The 18,086-nt window shown below is 70.4% G+C and carries 19 protein-coding genes; 18 read left to right on the plus strand and 1 reads right to left on the minus strand.

Features of this window, described 5'->3' with window-relative positions; translation table 11 throughout:
* The first annotated feature begins 10 nt into the window (after nt 1-10).
* The 5 genes from Q0818_RS12375 to Q0818_RS12395 are packed head-to-tail and all read left to right on the plus strand — an operon-like array spanning nt 11 to nt 3,964.
* Nucleotides 11-1,105 carry a histidinol-phosphate transaminase gene (locus tag Q0818_RS12375; protein WP_298875222.1) on the plus strand — a complete coding sequence of 365 codons (1,095 nt, stop codon included), beginning with the start codon at nt 11-13 and terminating at the stop codon, nt 1,103-1,105.
* On the plus strand, nt 1,102-1,716 hold the full coding sequence (hisB, locus tag Q0818_RS12380) for an imidazoleglycerol-phosphate dehydratase HisB (protein WP_298875225.1): 615 nt from the start codon (nt 1,102-1,104) through the stop codon (nt 1,714-1,716). Before Q0818_RS12375 ends, hisB begins: the two co-directional genes overlap by 4 nt.
* Entirely contained in the window at nt 1,713-2,363 is a 651-nt protein-coding gene (gene hisH / locus Q0818_RS12385; protein ID WP_298875228.1) for an imidazole glycerol phosphate synthase subunit HisH, read from the plus strand. The genes hisB and hisH overlap by 4 nt, the downstream gene beginning before the upstream one ends.
* A gap of 46 nt (nt 2,364-2,409) precedes the next feature.
* On the plus strand, nt 2,410-3,156 hold the full coding sequence (gene priA / locus Q0818_RS12390) for a bifunctional 1-(5-phosphoribosyl)-5-((5-phosphoribosylamino)methylideneamino)imidazole-4-carboxamide isomerase/phosphoribosylanthranilate isomerase PriA (RefSeq protein ID WP_298875230.1): 747 nt from the start codon (nt 2,410-2,412) through the stop codon (nt 3,154-3,156).
* Nucleotides 3,140-3,964, plus strand: a complete 825-nt coding sequence (locus Q0818_RS12395; protein ID WP_298875233.1) for an SseB family protein — start codon at nt 3,140-3,142, stop codon at nt 3,962-3,964. Before priA ends, Q0818_RS12395 begins: the two co-directional genes overlap by 17 nt.
* Before the next feature lie 479 nt (nt 3,965-4,443).
* Here the strand turns inward: Q0818_RS12395 and Q0818_RS12400 are convergent, their stop codons facing one another.
* Complete coding sequence (locus Q0818_RS12400; protein ID WP_298875770.1) at nt 4,444-4,860, minus strand: DUF1844 domain-containing protein; 417 nt, start codon at nt 4,858-4,860, stop codon at nt 4,444-4,446.
* A gap of 183 nt (nt 4,861-5,043) precedes the next feature.
* Here Q0818_RS12400 and infC point away from each other — a divergent pair, with 183 nt between their 5' ends.
* The 13 genes from infC (at nt 5,044) to argB (ending at nt 17,997) form a co-directional block, all read left to right on the plus strand.
* Nucleotides 5,044-5,742, plus strand: coding sequence for a translation initiation factor IF-3 (infC, locus tag Q0818_RS12405; protein WP_298875236.1), 699 nt, complete (start codon nt 5,044-5,046; stop codon nt 5,740-5,742).
* A 47-nt stretch (nt 5,743-5,789) separates the two neighbouring features.
* Nucleotides 5,790-5,984 (plus strand): 50S ribosomal protein L35, encoded by a 195-nt coding sequence (gene rpmI, locus Q0818_RS12410; protein WP_013583375.1) that lies wholly within the window; start codon nt 5,790-5,792, stop codon nt 5,982-5,984.
* A 29-nt stretch (nt 5,985-6,013) separates the two neighbouring features.
* The gene (rplT, locus tag Q0818_RS12415) at nt 6,014-6,397 is read left to right on the plus strand and encodes a 50S ribosomal protein L20 (protein WP_298875239.1); all 384 of its coding nucleotides are present in this window, start codon (nt 6,014-6,016) and stop codon (nt 6,395-6,397) included.
* 103 nt (nt 6,398-6,500) lie between these two features.
* Nucleotides 6,501-7,298, plus strand: coding sequence for an RNA methyltransferase (locus Q0818_RS12420; RefSeq protein WP_298875241.1), 798 nt, complete (start codon nt 6,501-6,503; stop codon nt 7,296-7,298).
* Between the two features lie 130 nt (nt 7,299-7,428).
* Nucleotides 7,429-8,157 (plus strand): amino acid ABC transporter ATP-binding protein, encoded by a 729-nt coding sequence (locus tag Q0818_RS12425; RefSeq protein ID WP_298875772.1) that lies wholly within the window; start codon nt 7,429-7,431, stop codon nt 8,155-8,157.
* 132 nt (nt 8,158-8,289) lie between these two features.
* On the plus strand, nt 8,290-9,189 hold the full coding sequence (locus Q0818_RS12430) for a glutamate ABC transporter substrate-binding protein (protein ID WP_298875244.1): 900 nt from the start codon (nt 8,290-8,292) through the stop codon (nt 9,187-9,189).
* 63 nt (nt 9,190-9,252) lie between these two features.
* On the plus strand, nt 9,253-9,909 hold the full coding sequence (locus tag Q0818_RS12435; protein WP_298875247.1) for an amino acid ABC transporter permease: 657 nt from the start codon (nt 9,253-9,255) through the stop codon (nt 9,907-9,909).
* Nucleotides 9,906-10,817, plus strand: coding sequence for an amino acid ABC transporter permease (locus Q0818_RS12440; protein ID WP_298875250.1), 912 nt, complete (start codon nt 9,906-9,908; stop codon nt 10,815-10,817). The genes Q0818_RS12435 and Q0818_RS12440 overlap by 4 nt, the downstream gene beginning before the upstream one ends.
* A gap of 50 nt (nt 10,818-10,867) precedes the next feature.
* Nucleotides 10,868-11,908, plus strand: coding sequence for a phenylalanine--tRNA ligase subunit alpha (pheS, locus tag Q0818_RS12445; protein ID WP_298875253.1), 1,041 nt, complete (start codon nt 10,868-10,870; stop codon nt 11,906-11,908).
* Complete coding sequence (gene pheT, locus Q0818_RS12450; RefSeq protein ID WP_298875256.1) at nt 11,908-14,418, plus strand: phenylalanine--tRNA ligase subunit beta; 2,511 nt, start codon at nt 11,908-11,910, stop codon at nt 14,416-14,418. The genes pheS and pheT overlap by 1 nt, the downstream gene beginning before the upstream one ends.
* 476 nt (nt 14,419-14,894) lie before the next feature.
* On the plus strand, nt 14,895-15,944 hold the full coding sequence (gene argC, locus Q0818_RS12455) for an N-acetyl-gamma-glutamyl-phosphate reductase (RefSeq protein ID WP_298875261.1): 1,050 nt from the start codon (nt 14,895-14,897) through the stop codon (nt 15,942-15,944).
* Entirely contained in the window at nt 15,941-17,098 is a 1,158-nt protein-coding gene (gene argJ / locus Q0818_RS12460) for a bifunctional glutamate N-acetyltransferase/amino-acid acetyltransferase ArgJ (protein ID WP_298875264.1), read from the plus strand. The genes argC and argJ overlap by 4 nt, the downstream gene beginning before the upstream one ends.
* Nucleotides 17,095-17,997 carry an acetylglutamate kinase gene (argB, locus tag Q0818_RS12465; RefSeq protein WP_298875267.1) on the plus strand — a complete coding sequence of 301 codons (903 nt, stop codon included), beginning with the start codon at nt 17,095-17,097 and terminating at the stop codon, nt 17,995-17,997. Before argJ ends, argB begins: the two co-directional genes overlap by 4 nt.
* Nucleotides 17,998-18,086: the final 89 nt, after the last annotated feature.

The raw sequence follows: 18,086 nt of genomic DNA on the forward strand, positions 1-18,086 counted from the left end.
GCCGCCTACGATGGGTGAGGTGAACGTACGCCTCGACGACCTCCCGCTTCGCGACGATCTCCGGGGCATGACGCCCTACGGGGCACCGCAGGCCGCGCTGCCCGTTGCACTGAACGTGAACGAGAACACGCATCCCGTTCCGTCCGAGGTCGCCGACGACATCCTGGATGCCGTGGCCCGAGCCCTTCGCGACGTCAACCGGTATCCCGACCGCGAGTTCACCACCCTCCGCGAGGCTTTCGCCCAGTACCTCGGCCACGGCCTGAATCCCGACCAGATCTGGGCGGCCAACGGCTCGAACGAGGTCCTGCAGCACATCCTCCAGGCGTTCGGAGGGCCCGGCCGCACCGCCATGGGCTTCGCGCCCACGTACTCCATGTACCCGATCCTCACCCGCGCCACCGGCGCCCGGTGGATCGCGGGGGAGCGGGAGCACGACTTCACGCTCTCCGCCGAGTCCGCGGCGGCGCAGGTCCGTGAGCAGCGCCCCGACATCGTCTTCCTCTGCGCCCCCAACAACCCCACGGGTACGCCCCTGCGCCTCGACGTCGTCGAGGCCGTCTACGACGCCTTCGACGGCATCGTCATCGTCGACGAGGCGTACGAGGAGTTCGCCCCGCGCGACGAGCCCTCGGCGATCTCGCTTCTGCCCGGTCGCCCTCGCCTGGTCGTCTCTCGCACGATGAGCAAGGCGTTCGCGTTCGCGGGAGCCCGCGTGGGGTACCTCGCCGCCGATCCGGTGTTCGTCGACGCGCTCCGTCTGGTGCGCCTGCCGTACCACCTCAGCGCCCTCACACAGGCGGCCGCGACCGCGGCCCTCGCCCACGCCGACACGATGCTGTCGATGGTCGATGAGATCGTCGCGCAGCGCGACCGCATCTCGGCGACCGTCTCCGCTCTGGGCTACACGGCGCACGAGTCGTGGACCAACTTCGTGCTGTTCGGCGGGGTCGACGATCCCGCCGCGACGTGGAAGGCCCTCTACGACCGCGGCGTGCTGATCCGCGACGTCGGCATCGCGCACCACCTCCGCGTCTCGGCCGGGACGGCCGACGAGACCACCGCCTTTCTCGACGCCCTCGCCTCGATAGGATCCCGAGCATGACCGCCCCCGCCACCCCCCGCACCGCCTCGATCACCCGCGAGACGAGCGAATCCCGCGTCGAGCTCGAGCTCGACCTCGACGGTCGCGGCGTCAGCGACATCTCCACGAGCGTGCCGTTCTTCGACCACATGCTGACGGCGTTCGCGAAGCACTCGCTCACCGACCTGCGCGTGCGCGCGACGGGCGACACCCACATCGACGCCCACCACACGGTGGAGGACACCTCGATCGTGCTCGGCCAGGCCATCCGGCAGGCCCTCGGCGACAAGTCCGGCATCGCGCGCTACGGTGACGCGCTCGTCCCGCTCGACGAGGCGCTCGCGCAGGCCGTCGTCGACATCAGCGGACGGCCCTACCTCGTGCACACCGGCGAGCCCGCCGGGTTCGAGCACCACCTCATCGGCGGACACTTCACCGGGTCGCTCGTGCGTCACTCGTTCGAGGCCATCTCGATCCACGCCGGTCTCACCGTCCACGTCCGCGTGGTCGGCGGGCGCGACCCCCACCACATCGCCGAGGCCGAGTACAAGGCGCTCGCGCGCGCCTTCCGCCAGGCGAAGGCCCTCGACCCGCTCGTCGACGGCATCCCGAGCACCAAGGGCGCGCTGTGACGGCGAAGCCCGTCGTCGCCGTCCTCGACTACGGCTCGGGCAACGTCCACTCCGCGGTCAAGGCTCTGGTCGAAGCCGGGGCAGACGCGCGGTTGACGTCCGACCGGTCGTTGCTGATGGATGCCGACGGGCTCCTCGTCCCCGGCGTGGGGGCGTTCAGCGCCGTCATGGGGGCGTTGAACGCCAGTCGGGGTGGGGAGATCATCGATCGCCGTCTCGCGGGCGGGCGTCCGGTCCTCGGCATCTGCGTCGGCATGCAGGTCATGTTCGAGCGCGGGATCGAGCGCGGCACCGACACGCCCGGACTCGGCGAGTGGCCGGGCACGGTCGACGAGCTCGCGGCGCCCGTCCTGCCGCACATGGGCTGGAACACCGTCACCGCGGGCGAGGGCTCGCGTCTGTTCGAGGGCATCGAGCGGGAGCGCTTCTACTTCGTGCACTCGTACGCGGCGCAGGAGTGGTCGCTCGAGGTGACGCCGCCCTTCCCGCAGCCCGCCGTGACGTGGTGCACCTACGGTGCCCCGTTCATCGCGGCGGTGGAGAACGGCCCGCTGGCGGCGACGCAGTTCCACCCCGAGAAGTCGGGCGAAGCCGGCATCCGTCTGCTGGCCAATTGGATCGACGGGCTGCGCACGACTACTGTGTGACCTCGTGCCCGGGGCTGGCGAGAGGCGCCTGCCGGCACGAGGAGCCATGAACGATTTCGCGTCCACGCCCGAGCTTGTCCTTCTTCCCGCGGTCGACGTGGCCGACGGAAAGGCCGTCCGCCTGACCCAGGGGGAGGCCGGCACCGAGACCAGCTACGGCGACCCCGTCGACGCCGCGGCGGACTTCGCCCGCCAGGGTGCGCAGTGGATCCACCTCGTCGACCTCGACGCCGCCTTCGGGCGCGGGAGCAACGCGAACGTCATGCGCAAGGTCATCAAGCAGGTCAAGGGCGTTCAGGTCGAGCTGTCGGGCGGCATCCGCGACGACCGCTCCCTCGAAGCGGCCCTCGAGAGCGGCGCGAGCCGCATCAACCTCGGCACGGCCGCGCTCGAGAACCCCGAGTGGGCCGCCGACGTCATCAACCGCTACGGCGAGGCGATCGCCGTCGGCCTCGACGTGCGCGGCACGACGCTCGCCGCCCGCGGCTGGACGCGCGACGGCGGCGACCTGTGGACCGTCCTGCAGCGCCTGGAGGATGCGGGCTGCAGCCGGTACGTCGTCACCGACGTCACCAAGGACGGCACCCTGCGCGGGCCCAACATCGAACTGCTGCGCGAGATGACCCAGCGCACCCCGAAGCCGATCGTCGCCTCGGGCGGCGTGTCCAGCCTCGACGACATTGCCGCCCTGCGCGAGCTCGTGCCGCTGGGAGTCGAAGGCGCGATCGTCGGCAAGGCACTGTATGCGGGGCAGTTCACCCTCGCCGAGGCGCTGGATGTCGCCGGACACTGACGGTCGCGACGCCGGCGATCCCTCTTCCGGCGGTCCCCACGACCACGGGCACCGCGCCGATTCGGCGGGTGTCCCGTGGGAGGGACGCCGGTTCGAGTCGAACCCGCACTCCGGCGACGACGGTTCGGCCGACCCCGCGCTGCTGGCCGCTCTCGTGGCGTTCCGCGCCGGTGACGGCGATGCGCGTGCGGTCGTCGACGCCTATCGCGACGCCCGACTGCTGATCCCCCTGGTCGCCGAGAAGGGCGACCACGGCATCGGGGCGCACGGCCTCGAGGTCGACAAGACGCAGGAACTGTCCATCGTGACGGTGGCCGCCCCCGACGGTCGCAAGGTGCTCCCCGTCTTCACGTCGGTGACCGCCCTCCAGACCTGGGATGCCACGGCCCGCCCCGTCCCCGCGGACGGCCGTCGCACGGCCTTGGCCGCGGCGTCCGAAGACACCGAGCTCATCGTCATCGACCCCGCGTCGGAGACGGAGTTCGTCATCCGTCGCCCCGCCGTCTGGGCCATCGCGCAGGGGGAGGCGTGGGAGCCCGCGCACATCTCGCCCGCGATCTTCACCGGCCTGCAGGAGAGCATCTCCGGCGAACTCGCCGTGCTCGACCTCGCCGTCGAGTCGGGCGACCCCACCGGTCGTCTGCGCGGTCCGGAGCTCGTCGTGCACCTCCAGCTGATGTCGGGCCTCGAGCAGGAGGAATTGGATGCCGTGCTCGCGCGCCTCGCACGCCGGTGGTCGGCCGACGATCGCATCGCGGTGCTGGTCGACTCGCTCACGGTGAAGCTGCACCGCAGCACCGACGCCTGACCCGCCCCGCGCGCCTCGCACGCGACCGCTCCGCGACAGCCGATCGTTCGGGAGCAGGCCCGCGCCCGGCGCGTGTGTCCTGTTCTCGCGGCATCCCCTGTCCTGGCGCGGGGGTGGGGACCGGATGCCACAGCTCCGTCGTCCAGACCGAGTCGCGGTTCACACTTTCGCGGGTGTCACGGAGGAGTCGGCCCGCGGCACAGGCGAAGGGGTGCCCCTCTTCGGAGGCAATCGGGGAAGGGCCCCATCCATACCCCCACGGTGTCACGGAGGAGTCGGCCTGCGGCACAGGGCGCAGTGATGCCCCCTTCCCTAGGCAATCGGGGAAGGGGCCCCGCTCCCCACCCCGCGGGTGTCACGGCGGAGTCGGCCTGCGGCACAGGCGAAGGGGTGCCCCTCTTCGGAGGCAATCGGGGAAGGGGCCCCGCTCTTGCCTCCGAAGAGGGGCACCCCGTAGCCGGTACCCCAGAACGAACGACCTACGTGACAGGACCCGTCCACTTCTCGCCCGGCCCCTTACCGATCGGGTCGGGGATGACGGATGCCTCGCGGAACGCGAGCTGCAACGAGCGCAGCCCGTCGCGCAGCGACCGGGCGTGCATGTCGCTGATCTCCGGAGCGCCGGCCGTGATGAGGCCCGCGAGGGAGTTGATGAGCTTGCGGGCCTCGTCGAGGTCGAGCTGCTCGGCGGGGTTGTCGGCCAGACCCGTCTTGACGGCGGCGGCGCTCATGAGGTGGACGGCGGCGGTGGTGATCACCTCGACGGCGGGGACGTCGGCGATGTCGCGCGTCGCGGAGGCCGAGGCGCGCTCCTGCTCTTCCCAGCGGGCGAGCCGCTCGTCTTCTCCGCCGTGACGGTGCGCGGCCTGGTCGTCGGAGGGCTGGTCGGAGGGGATCGTGTCCACGTGAATCTCTCTGCTAGACTATGGCGGGCTTCGGAGTGTTTCACTCCGTACGAAAGAGGATCACATCCCACCCGCGCTTGCCGCTCCAGGCTACCGGGTTCCCGCACTCCGCTCCGTTTCGCACGGGGTCGTCTGGGTGCAGAAGCCGGTGCTGACAGCACCGTGCCGGGTGGCGTGTGTACTCCTCTTCGCCCGCGATTCGATCGGATCGCGGCGGCCACCACCCGCACACAAGAGGAGTTCCGCATCAGCGATCCCCGCACCAACGAGCGCATCCGAGTCCCGGAGGTCCGTCTCGTCGGACCCAACGGCGAGCAGGTCGGCATCGTCCGAATCGAAGCTGCGCTGCGCCTGGCCCAGGAAGCGGACCTCGACCTGGTCGAGGTTGCGCCGAGCTCGAAGCCGCCCGTGGTCAAGATCATGGATTACGGCAAGTTCAAGTACGAGGCCGCTCAGAAGGCCAAGGAAACGCGTCGTAACCAGGCGAACACGGTCCTGAAAGAGGTCCGGTTCCGTCTGAAGATCGAGGCCCACGACTACATCACCAAGCTCAAGCGCGCCGAGGGCTTCCTCCAGGCGGGCGACAAGGTGAAGGCCATGATCCTGTTCCGTGGTCGTGAGCAGTCGCGTCCCGAGCAGGGTGTGCGCCTGCTCCGCAAGTTCGCCGAAGACGTCGCCGAGTTCGGCACGGTCGAGTCGAACCCCACGATCGACGGCCGCAACATGGTGATGGTGGTCGCTCCTCACAAGAACAAGTCCGAGGTCAAGACCGAGCAGAACGCGCAGCGCGCGGCGAACCGCGAGGCGGCGCGCAGCGCAGCCCGTGGCGACTCGGCCTCGGAAGAAACGCCGACCTCGGCCCCCGCCGAGTAAAGCCCCCAGACTCCCGCTCCGCCGGGAACACCAACGAAGGAAGACAGATGCCGAAGCAGAAGACCCACTCGGGTGCCAAGAAGCGCTTCAAGCTCACCGGTAGCGGCAAGCTCATGAAGCAGCAGGCCGGTATGCGCCACAACCTCGAAGGCAAGGCCTCGAAGCGCACCCGCCGCCTGAACCAGGAGCAGGTCCTGGCCAAGGGTGACTCGAAGGTCGCCAAGAAGCTCCTCGGTCTCTGAGCGCCGACGCACGTTAGGAAGAAACAGAAATGGCTAGAGTCAAGCGGGCAGTAAACGCCCACAAGAAGCGTCGCGTCATCCTCGAGCGCGCCTCCGGTTACCGCGGACAGCGTTCGCGCCTGTACCGCAAGGCCAAGGAGCAGGTCACCCACTCCCTGGTCTACGCGTACCGTGACCGTCGCAAGCGCAAGGGCGACTTCCGCCGCCTGTGGATCCAGCGCATCAACGCGGCGTCGCGTCAGAACGGCCTCACGTACAACCGCTTCATCCAGGGCCTCGGCCTCGCGGGTGTGCAGGTCGACCGCCGCATGCTCGCCGAGCTCGCGGTCAACGAGCCCGCTGTGTTCGCCTCGCTCGTGCAGACCGCCAAGGCTGCGCTGCCCAGCGACGTCAACGCTCCGAAGACCGTCTGAGACTCGTCTTCCCCGAAACGGGCGTCCTCCTCGGAGGGCGCCCGTTTCGTCGTCCACGCGCGGCATCCCGGGCCTCATGCCGCCAGCGCCATACACTGGTCACGTGCTGGAGAACCCCCGTTCGCCGCGGGTGCGCGCCGTGGCCAAGCTCAGCAAACGCGCTGCCCGTCAGGAGACCGGTCTGTTCCTGCTCGAGGGACCGCAGGCCGCGCGAGAGGCGCTCGCCTACGCGCCCGAGACGGTGCTCGAGCTGTACGCGACGCCCACCGCGATGGAGAAGCACCCCGACGTGCGAGAAGCGGCGGAGCGCGCTGACGTCGAGGTGCAGTACACGACCGAAGCGGTGCTGGATGCCATGGCCGACACGGTCACGCCCCAGGGCATCGTCGCGGTCGCCCGCCAGTCGCCCACGGCGTTGAAGGACGTGCTCGCGGCCGGCCCCCGCCTCGTCGCGATCTGCGAGGAGGTGCGCGATCCCGGCAACCTCGGCACGATCATCCGCGCCGCCGACGCCGCCGGCGCCGACGCCGTCATCCTCACCGGCCGCACCGTCGACCCCTACAACCCCAAGGTCGTCCGTTCCACGACGGGGTCGTTGTTCCACGTCCCGGTGGCCGTCGACCTCGAGCTCGCCGACGTCGTCGCCCGCATGCACGAGGCGGGGCTGCGCGTCGTCGCGGCCGATGTCGACGGCGATGACTTCCTGGCATCCCGCGACCGTCTCGCCGAGCCGACAGCGTGGCTGTTCGGCAACGAGGCGCGGGGTCTCGACGGCGACGCGCTGGCGCACGCCGACCTTGCCCTGCGCCTGCCGATCTACGGTCGCGCGGAGTCGTTGAACCTCGCGACCGCGGCCAGCGTCTGCCTGTACGAGACCGCGTTCGCCCAGCGGGCGCGCTGATCCAGGCGGCGCCCCGCCGCGACCCCGGCTGTTACAGAACGGTTAAGGCGCGCTCAGGAATGTGGTCGCTTGCACAACATCCTCATAGGGTGAAGGCATGGCATCCGTTCCCCCGGCGAGTTCCGAGCCCCTGGTCGTCGTGTCCGATGTGCAGAAGCACTACGGCCAGTTCCAGGCCCTGAAAGACATCGACCTGACCGTCGACCGCGGCGAGGTCGTCGTGGTGATCGGCCCCTCGGGGTCGGGGAAGTCCACGCTCTGCCGCACCATCAACCGTCTCGAGACCATCACGAGCGGCTCGATCACCATCGACGGCAAGGAGCTTCCCAAAGAGGGGAAGGGCCTGGCCGAGCTGCGTGCCGACGTCGGCATGGTGTTCCAGTCGTTCAACCTCTTCGCGCACCTGACGATCCTCGAGAACGTCACCCTCGGGCCGATCAAGGTCCGCAAGCTCAAGAAGGCGGATGCCGAGAAGGAGGCGCGCGCTCTCCTGAACCGCGTGGGCGTCGGGCACCAGGCCGACAAGCTCCCGGCCCAGCTCTCGGGCGGCCAGCAGCAGCGTGTCGCGATCGCACGGGCCCTGGCCATGAAGCCGAAGGTCATGCTCTTCGACGAGCCGACCTCCGCCCTCGACCCCGAGATGATCAACGAGGTCCTCGACGTGATGGTCGGCCTCGCCGCAGACGGGATGACGATGATCGTCGTCACGCACGAGATGGGCTTCGCTCGGAAGGCCGCCAACCGCGTCGTCTTCATGGCCGACGGCCAGATCGTGGAGCAGGCGGCCCCGGAGCAGTTCTTCACCCACCCCGAGTCCGACCGGGCGAAGGACTTCCTCTCGAAGCTCATCACCCACTGACGCTCCTCTTCGACGGCGATGAACGAGGAGGTTCTCCCGCCGACCGCATCTCGACCGTTCCCCCCGGTCCTTCTCGCGCGCCGTCGTCATCGACCCTCATCCGCACAGCACACGTAACCAAGGAGACATCACATGCGTAAGACACGTTTTCTCGCCGGCGCGAGCATCGTCGCCGCCGGCCTGCTGGCCCTGACGGCCTGCAACAGCGGCACCCCCGGCGCCGCTCCCGCCGAGGGCGACGGCACCGACACCACGCAGCTGTGGGAGGTCGCCTCCGACGTCTCGCTCGACGGCAGCCCCACCTACGAGCGCATGGTCTCGGCCGACAAGGTCGTCGTCGGCGTCAAGGAAGACCAGCCCGGCCTGGGCTTCAAGGATCCGGTCAGCAACGAGCGCGGCGGTTTCGACGTCGAGATCGCCCAGTGGATCGCGGCGTCCCTCGGCTTCGACGCCGACAAGATCGAGTACAAGACGATCCCCTCGGCCAACCGCGAGCAGGAGCTCGTGAACGGCAACATCGACTACTACGTCGGCACCTACTCGATCACCGACAAGCGCAAGGAGTCGATCGACTTCGCCGGTCCCTACCTGATCACCGGTCAGGGCCTGCTCGTCGCCGCCGACAACGAGGACATCAGCGGTCCCGACGACCTCGCCGGCAAGATCGTCTGCTCGGTGACCGGCTCGACCCCGCTGCAGCGCATCCGCGACGAGTACTCCCCGGGCGACACCGTCGAGTACGACACCTACACGCAGTGCCTCGAGCAGCTGCGCGCCGGCTCGGTCGACGCGGTGACCACCGATCAGGCGATCCTCGCCGGGTACGTGGCGCAGGAGCCCGAAGCGTTCAAGATCGCCGGAGACACCTTCAGCGAGGAGCGCTACGGCGTCGGCCTGCCCAAGGGCGACACGGTCCTGAAGGACCACATCAACACCCTCTTCAACGACGGTGGCGACGTCTGGACGGCCCTGTTCGACAAGAACCTCGCTCCCTCCGGCATCAAGGGCGAGCAGCCCACCGCCGACGAGTGATCCGTTCGGGGGCGGCGCGATCGCGCCGCCCCCGAATCCCGTTCTCCGATCTAAGGACCACGCATGGGTGTCATCACCGACAACCTCGACATCTGGAGCCAGGCGCTCGTCGGCACGCTGGTGCTGTTCTTCGCCGGCGGAGCCCTCGCGCTCGTGCTGGGCATCATCGTCGGCGCGATGCGCGTCTCCCCGGTGCCGATCGCGCGCGGCGTGGGCACTTTCTACGTCAGCGTCATCCGCAACACCCCGCTGACCCTGGTGTTCTTCGCCTTCGTCTTCGCCCTGCCTCCGCTGCTGGGCCTGCGGCTCACCGGTGACGTCTCGCTGACCCTCGGCATCTGCGCGCTCGGCATCTACACCGCCACCTACGTCGCCGAGGCCATCCGCTCCGGCGTCAACACGGTCCCGGTGGGCCAGGCCGAGGCCGCCCGTGCTCTCGGCCTGGGTTTCGGGCAGGTGATGACGCTCGTGGTCCTGCCGCAGGCGTTCCGTTCGGTCATCCCGCCGATGATGAGCGTGCTGATCGCCCTGCTGAAGAACACCACCGTCGCCGCCGGCTTCTCGATCATCAACCTGGGCTCGGTGCGCAACTACCTCAGCGAGCGCGGTGAGAACGCGTTCATCGTCATCCTGTGGGTGATGGTCGTCTTCGTGGCGCTGGTGCTGCTGCTGTCGTGGCTGCAGCGAACGCTCGAGAACCGATGGAGGGTCGCACGATGAGCAGCGTCCTGTACGACGTCCCCGGCCCGAAGGCCATCATCCGCAACCGCATCCTCGGCGTCCTCACGGTCCTCGTCGTGCTGGCGATCCTGGGCTTCTTCGTCTGGCGTCTCGCCGACACCGGTCAGTTCACGGCCAAGAAGTGGTCGGCCTTCACCTACACCAACGTGTGGGTGCAGATCGGCGAGGCCACTCTCCGCACGATCGCCGCCTTCGTGGTGGCCGCCGTCGGGGCTCTCGCCCTCGGCTTCGTGCTCGCGATCGGGCGCCTCTCCGATCACGCCTGGGTGCGCTGGCCGTTCACGGCGGTCATCGAGGTGTTCCGCGCCATCCCGGTGCTGGTGTTCATGTTCCTGCTGTACTACGGCTTCCCCGTCATCGGCATCCGCATGGAGCCGTACTGGGCCGTCGTGATCGCCCTGGTCTGCTACAACGGCTCCGTGCTCGCGGAGGTCATCCGCGCCGGTGTCGAGTCGCTGCCCAGCGGTCAGGCCGAAGCCGGCTACGCGATCGGCTTGCGCAAGGCCGGGGTCATGCGCCTCGTGCTGCTGCCGCAGGCGATCCGGGCAATGATGCCGGTGATCATCGCGCAGCTCGTCGTCACGCTCAAGGACACGGCGCTCGGGTTCATCATCACCTACCCCGAGTTGCTGTTCTACGCCAAGTACATCGGTGCCCAGCCGACCGTCGGCTCGCCCATCATCCCCGCGACCATCGTGGTCGGTGCGATCTACATCGCGCTGTGCCTGCTGCTCTCGCTCGTGGCGACCGTCGTGGAGAAGCGCCTGCGCCGTTCGCCGCGCGGTGCCGTCGCGGGTCCGGTGCCGCCGCTGGCGCAGGGGACGACCGACACCTCGCTCATCGTGGCCCAGCGCGGGCTCGGCAAGCACGACGCGACCAGCATCTGAACGGCCGACGGGCGGGGGAGTGTCCCCGCCCGTCGGTAGACTCTCATCTCGTGTCCGACGCTCCCGAGATCACCCCCGAGGCCGTCGCCTCCGCCGTGGATGCCGCCCTCGCGGCTATCGCGGCGGCCGCGACCACGGCCGACCTGAAAGCCGCCCGCGCAGCTCACACCGGGGAGCAATCCCCCCTCGCGCGCCTGAACGCCCAGATGCGCCACGTGGCCCCCGACCAGAAGGCCGCGGTCGGCAAGCTCGTCGGCCAGGCGCGCGGGCAGGTCAACCAGGCGCTCGCCGCCCGTGAGACCGAGCTGGCCGAGGCCGAGACGGCTGCTCAGCTCGAGGCCGAACGCATCGACGTCACGGCGCTTCCACAGCGCGCGCGCGTCGGGGCGCGGCATCCGATCTCGCTGCTGCAAGAGCAGGTGTCCGACATCTTTGTCGGCATGGGATGGGAGATCGCCGAGGGGCCGGAGCTCGAGCACGAGTGGTTCAACTTCGACGCCCTGAACTTCGACGTCGACCACCCGGCCCGACAGATGCAGGACACCTTCTTCGTCGACCCGGTGGCCCGCCACCTCGTGCTGCGCACGCACACCAGCCCCGTGCAGGTGCGGTCGATGCTCGAGCGCGAACTGCCGATCTACGTGCTGTGCCCGGGCCGGGTGTACCGCACCGACGAGTTCGACGCGACGCACCTGCCGGTGTTCACGCAGTTCGAGGGGCTCGTCGTCGACAAGGGCATCACCATGGCCCACCTCAAGGGCACCCTCGACCACGCCGCGCGCGTGCTGTTCGGACCCGAGGCCAAGACGCGCTTCCGCGCCAACTTCTTCCCTTTCACCGAGCCGAGCGCCGAGCTCGACCTGTGGCACCCCACCTTCAAGGGCGGGGCGCGATGGATCGAGTGGGGCGGCTGCGGGATGGTGAACCCCAACGTCCTGCGCGCCGCGGGCATCGATCCCGAGGAGTACTCGGGCTTCGCCTTCGGCATGGGCATCGAGCGCACGCTCATGTTCCGCAGCGACGTGCAAGACATGCGCGACATGGCCGAGGGCGATGTGCGCTTCAGCGAGCAGTTCGGAATGGTGGTCTGATGCGCGTCCCGCTCTCCTGGTTGCGCGAGTACGTCGACGTGCCCGCCGAGGCCACGCCCGACGACGTCCTCGCGGCGCTCGTGTCGGTCGGCTTCGAAGAAGAAGACGTGCACCGCTTCGAGCTGTCGGGCCCGATCGTCGTCGGTCAGGTCGTCGAGTTCACCCCCGAGCCGCAGTCCAACGGCAAGACGATCCGCTGGTGCCAGGTCGACGTGGGAGAGGCGCACGGGGGCGTGCGCGGCATCGTGTGCGGCGCGGGCAACTTCTTCCCCGGCGACAAGGTCGTGGTGACCCTGCCGGGTTCGGTGCTGCCCGGTCCCTTCCCGATCGCGGCGCGCAAGACCTACGGCCACGTGTCCGACGGCATGATCGCCTCGGCCAAGGAGCTCGGCCTCGGCAGCGAGCACAGCGGCATCCTGCGTCTGGTCGACCTCGGGATCGATGCGCCGGTGGGCACGGATGCCATCGCGCTGCTCGGCCTCGACGACGTCGCCGTCGAGATCAACGTCACCCCCGACCGCGGCTACGCCCTGTCGCTGCGCGGGGTGGCGCGCGAGTACTCGCACGCGACGGGCGCGGCGTTCCGCGATCCCGGCACGGGCCACGACGCGGCCGTCTCGCGCACGCCCTCGGGCTTCCCGATCGCCGTCGACGACCGCGCGCCCATCCGCGGCCGCGCCGGGGCGAGCGAGTTCGTCGCGCGGATCGTGCGCGACGTCGATCCGTCACGCCCGACGCCGCCGTGGATGATCACGCGCCTGTCGCTGGCCGGCATCCGCTCGCTCGGCGTGCTCATCGACATCACCAACTACGTCATGCTCGAGCTCGGTCAGCCGATCCACGGCTACGACCTCGACCGCCTGCAGGGCGGCATCACCGTGCGCCGCGCGGAACAGGGCGAGAAGCTCGAGACCCTCGATGGCCAGGTACGCACCCTGAACGCCGAGGATCTGCTCATCACCGACGAGTCGGGGCCGATCGGTCTCGCCGGCGTCATGGGCGGCGGGCCGACCGAGATGAGCGATGCGACGCGCAACGTCCTCATCGAGGCCGCGACCTTCGACCAGGTCACGATCGCGCGCACCGCGCGCCGCCACAAGCTGCCGTCGGAGGCGTCGCGCCGCTTCGAGCGCGGAGTCGACCCGCTGGTGCCGTACGTGGCGGCCGAGCGCGTGGCCTCGCTGATGGTGGAGCTCGCGGGCGGCACGCTCGACACCGATCTCGGCGGCTCCCTCGCCTCGACGCACCGCCGTGAGCCCCTCACCCTGCCCGCCGGATTCGTGTCGGGGCTGATCGGGGTGGACTACACCGACGACGAGACCGTCGCCGCTCTCCGGCTGATCGGATGCACCGTCGACGAGCGCGACGGCGGGTGGGTGGTGACGGCGCCGTCGTGGCGTCACGATCTGACCGACAAGTGGACGCTGGCCGAAGAGGTCGCCCGCATCGAGGGGTACGACCGCATCCCCTCCGTGCTCCCCACGCCTCCCTCGGGTCGGGGCCTCACCTCGGCGCAGCAGGGCCGCCGTCGCGTGGCGAACGCCCTGGCCGCGGCCGGGTTCGTCGAGACGCCGTCGTTCCCGTTCACCACCGAGGAGCAGAACGCGCTGCACGGCTCGCCCTCCGGAGACCCGCTGCCCAGCGTCAAGCTCGCGAATCCGCTCGACGGCCTCGCGCCGTTCCTGCGCCGCTCGTTGATCCCGGCGCTGCTGCAGGTGGCGCACCGCAATGTCTCGCGCGGCATCGTCGATCTCGCGCTCTTCGAAGCGGGGACGGTGTTCCTCCCGAAGCCCGGCGTGCAGTACGGCACGCCCTCGGTGCCGCCGCTGGCCGTGCGGCCCGACGCCGCCACCCTGGCCGCGCTCGACGCGTCGATCCCGCCGCAGCGCCGCCACGTCGCGATCCTGCTGACCGGGCACTCCGTCGCCAAGCAGCCCGGGCAGCCCGCCCTGGCCGCCGACCTCGCGGATGCCGTCGACGCGGTGCGCGTGCTCGCCGCGGCCGCGGGGCTCGACATCGAGCTCGTGCAGGCGCAGCGCGCCGCCCTGCACCCGGGCCGCACCGCCCGCGTTCTCGCCTCGGGGCAGGACGTCGGTTACGTCGGCGAGCTGCTGCCCGCGGTGTCGGCCGCGGCCGACCTGCCCGGACGCGTGCTCGTGGCCGAGCTCGACCTCGACGCGATGCTCGAGCTGGCGCAGTCGCGGGTGGTCGCGGCATCCCTGTCGGGATTCCCGGCGGCGACCCAGGACGTGTCGTTGACCGTTCCGCTCGACGTCGCGGCGGGAGAGGTGCGCGCCGCGCTCGTCGAGGGGGGAGCGCCCCTGCTCGAGGGCGCCCGCCTCGTCGACGACTACCGCGGTCCCGGACTCGCCGAAGGCACGAAGAGCCTGACGTTCGCGCTGCGCTTCCGCGCCGCCGACCGCACGCTGACGGCGGCGGAGGCGACGGATGCCAAGCTCGCCGGCGTCGCGGTGGCCGCCGAGCGGTTCGGTGCGGCGATCCGCGACTGACGGCCGTTCTCCCTGGAGCGCCGCCCGGCTCACGCCGCGCGGCGCTCCGGTGCGTCCGGGCGAGGGGCCGGTCGTTCCCCCGGTCGCGGACCGGGGAGGCGCAGGGCTGCCCTCATCGCCGGAAAGGGGGCAGTCGGAAGTGCCGGCGATGAGGGCAGGGTCACAGCATATCCCCCTTTTGTCCCCCATTTGGGGGACATGACAGATGCTGCCCGGTCGATGCCCCCGTCAGCACCGCCGGGCGGACCACAGAGTCCCCGATTTGCCCCGTCCGCCCCGCGGCGGATACCCTCGCCACATGTCGTCGACCGTCGCGCGCACCGAGGAGCTCTTCGTGAGCACCGGTGACGAGCGTCGACGTCGGGTCGCGCGCCGATTCTCGGCGACCTCGTAACCCGCCACCGGTCGGGCATACGGGCGTCGCCGCCCCGCTTCACGCTGCGTGCAGCATCAGCCCCGACTCGTAAGGTGGATACATGACCCTCTCGGTCGCCGTCTCCGGCGCTTCCGGCTACGCGGGTGGCGAGATCCTCCGCCTCCTCGCCGACCATCCCGACGTCGAGATCCGCACGGTCACCGCGCACTCCAGCGCCGGCCAGCGGCTCGTCGCCCATCAACCGCACCTGCGCTCGCTCGCGCATCTCGAGCTGCAGCCGACCACGCCCGACGTGCTCGCCGGTCACGACGTCGTCGTGCTCGCCCTGCCGCACGGGCAGTCCGCGCAGTACACCGACGCCCTCGCCGGCACCCCGCTGGTCATCGACGCGGGGGCCGATCACCGCCTGACGTCGGCGGAGGACTGGGCGGCGTTCTACGGGGGAGACCACCCCGATCCGTGGGCCTACGGCGTGCCCGAGCTGCTCGTCGACGGGGTGAAGCAGCGCGAGCACCTCCGCGGGGCCACGCGGATCGCTGCCCCCGGCTGCAACGCGTCGACCGTCGCGCTCTCGCTCGCGCCGGGCGTGGCCGCGGGCGTGATCGATCCGGGCGACATCGTCTCGGTCCTCGCCGTGGGTCCGAGCGGCGCCGGGAAGTCCGCCAAGACGAACCTGCTCGCCAGCGAGATCCTCGGCACGGCGAATCCATATGCCGTCGGCGGTACACATCGGCACATCCCCGAGATCCGTCAGGCGCTGGCGGCCGCGGGCGCGCCGCGCGACGGCATCCGCCTGTCGTTCACCCCCGTGCTCGTGCCGATGGCGCGCGGCATCCTGGCCACCTCCTCCGCGCCGATCGTCGAGGGCGCCACGGATGCCGAGATCCGCGCCGCGTGGGAGAGCGCCTACGCCGACGAGACCTTCGTCGAACTGCTGCCCGCGGGCACGTTCCCGCGCACGGCCGATGTGCTCGGCGCCAACATCGCGTCGATGGGTCTCGCGATCGATCGCGCGGCGAACCGCGTGACCGTCGTGGCCGCGGTCGACAATCTCGTCAAGGGCACGGCGGGAGCCGCCGTGCAGTCCCTCAACATCGCGCTGGGCCTCGCCGAGACCACCGCCCTTCCCGTGAACGGAGTCGCCCCGTGAGTGTGACGGTCCCCTCTGGATTCGAAGCGGCGGGCGTCGCCGTCGGGCTCAAGTCCACCGGCGCGCGAGACGTCGCCGTCGTCGTGAACCGCGGTCCGCTCAAGGTGGGCGCCGCCGTGTTCACCTCCAACCGCGCGAAGGCCAACCCGATCCTGTGGTCGGAGCAGGTCGTGAAGGACGGCGTCGTCGAGGCTGTCGTGCTCAACTCCGGCGGGGCGAACTGCTTCACCGGATCGTTCGGGTTCCAGACCACGCACCAGACCGCGGAGCGCGCGGCGGAGCTGTTGGGCGTGGGGGCGGGCGACGTCGTCGTGTGTTCCACCGGCCTGATCGGCACGGGCGACGAGGTGTTCCGCGCCAAGGTGCTCGACGGCGTCGACAAGGGCGTCGCCGCGCTCTCGGCCGATGGCGGAGAGGACGCCTCGCTCGCCATCATGACCACCGACTCGAAGCCCAAGCGCGCCGCGCACCGCGGCGCGGGCTGGAGCATCGGCGGCATGGCGAAGGGCGCGGGGATGCTCGCCCCGGGTCTTGCGACCATGCTCGTCGTGCTGACCACCGACGTCGTTCTCGACGCCGCCGAGGCCGACGCGGCGCTGCGCGCGGCGACGCGCGTGAGCTTCGACCGCCTCGACTCCGACGGCTGCATGTCGACCAACGACCAGGTGACGCTGCTGTCGAGCGGGGCCAGCGGCATCCGGGTGGATGCCGAGGAGTTCGCCGCCGCTCTCGCCGCGGTGTGCGACGACCTCGCCGCCCAGCTGCAGGGCGACGCCGAAGGCGCGAGTCACGACATCACCATCCGGGTCGTCAACGCCGCGAACGAGGACGACGCCGTCGAGGTGGGCCGCTCGATCGCCCGCAACAACCTCTTCAAGGCCGCGATCTTCGGCAACGACCCGAACTGGGGCCGCGTGCTCGCCGCGATCGGCACGACCGACGCCGCCTTCGACCCCTACGACGTCGACGTGTGGATGAACGGGGTGCGCGTGTGCACGGCGGGCGGCCCCGACCGCCCCCGCGAAGACGTCGACCTCACGCCGCGCGCCACCGACCTCGTCGTCGACCTCCGCGTCGGCGACGCCGCGGCGACGATCCGCACCAACGACCTCACGCACGATTACGTCCACGAGAACAGCGCCTACTCCTCATGACCCACGTCGACCTCCAAGACACCGATCCCGCCGAAGCCAGCGAGCGGGCGGTCACGCTCGTCGAATCGCTGCCGTGGGTCCGCAAGTACCGCGACCAGGTCGTGGTGGTGAAGTACGGCGGCAACGCCATGGTCAGCGACGAGCTGCAGAACGCGTTCGCCGCCGACATCGCGTATCTGCGCTACGTCGGGGTCAAGCCCGTCGTCGTGCACGGCGGCGGTCCGCAGATCTCGTCGATGCTCGACCGCCTCGACATCCCCAGCGAGTTCCGCGGCGGGTACCGCGTGACCTCGACCGAGGCGATCGGGGTGGTGCGCATGGTGCTGACCGGTCAGATCAACCCGCAGCTGGTCGCGAAGGTCAACGCGCACGGACCGCTCGCGACGGGCCTGAGCGGAGAGGACGCCGGCCTGTTCGGCGGACGCCGGCGCGGCGTCGTGGTCGACGGCGTCGAGCACGACCTCGGGCGCGTGGGCGACGTCGTCACCGTCGACCCGCAGCCGGTGCTCGACCACCTCGCCGCCGGACGCGTGCCGATCGTCTCGAGCATCGCTCCCGACCTCGACCACCCCGGATCGTCGCTGAACGTCAACGCGGATGCCGCGGCGGCGGCCCTGGCGATCGCGCTCAACGCGAAGAAGCTCGTCGTGCTGACCGATGTGCCGGGCCTGTACGCCGACTGGCCCAACCGCGACTCGCTGGTGTCGCACCTGACCTCGACGGAGCTGCGCGCGATGGTGCCGAAGCTCGAGTCGGGGATGATCCCGAAGATGCAGGCGTGCCTCGACGCCGTCGACGGGGGAGTGCCCACCGCCGCCATCATCGACGGGCGTGTCCCGCACTCGGTGCTCGTCGAACTCTTCACCAACAAAGGAATCGGAACGGAGGTGGTCGCGTGAACGCGGACACGACTCAGGAACCCGCGACGCCCCGCGCCGCCTGGCAGGACGACGCCGGGCGCGACCTCGTGCGCAGCTTCGGCGACCGT

It is taken from the genome of uncultured Microbacterium sp. (genome assembly GCF_947489255.1).
Classification (GTDB): Bacteria; Actinomycetota; Actinomycetes; order Actinomycetales; family Microbacteriaceae; genus Microbacterium; species Microbacterium phycohabitans.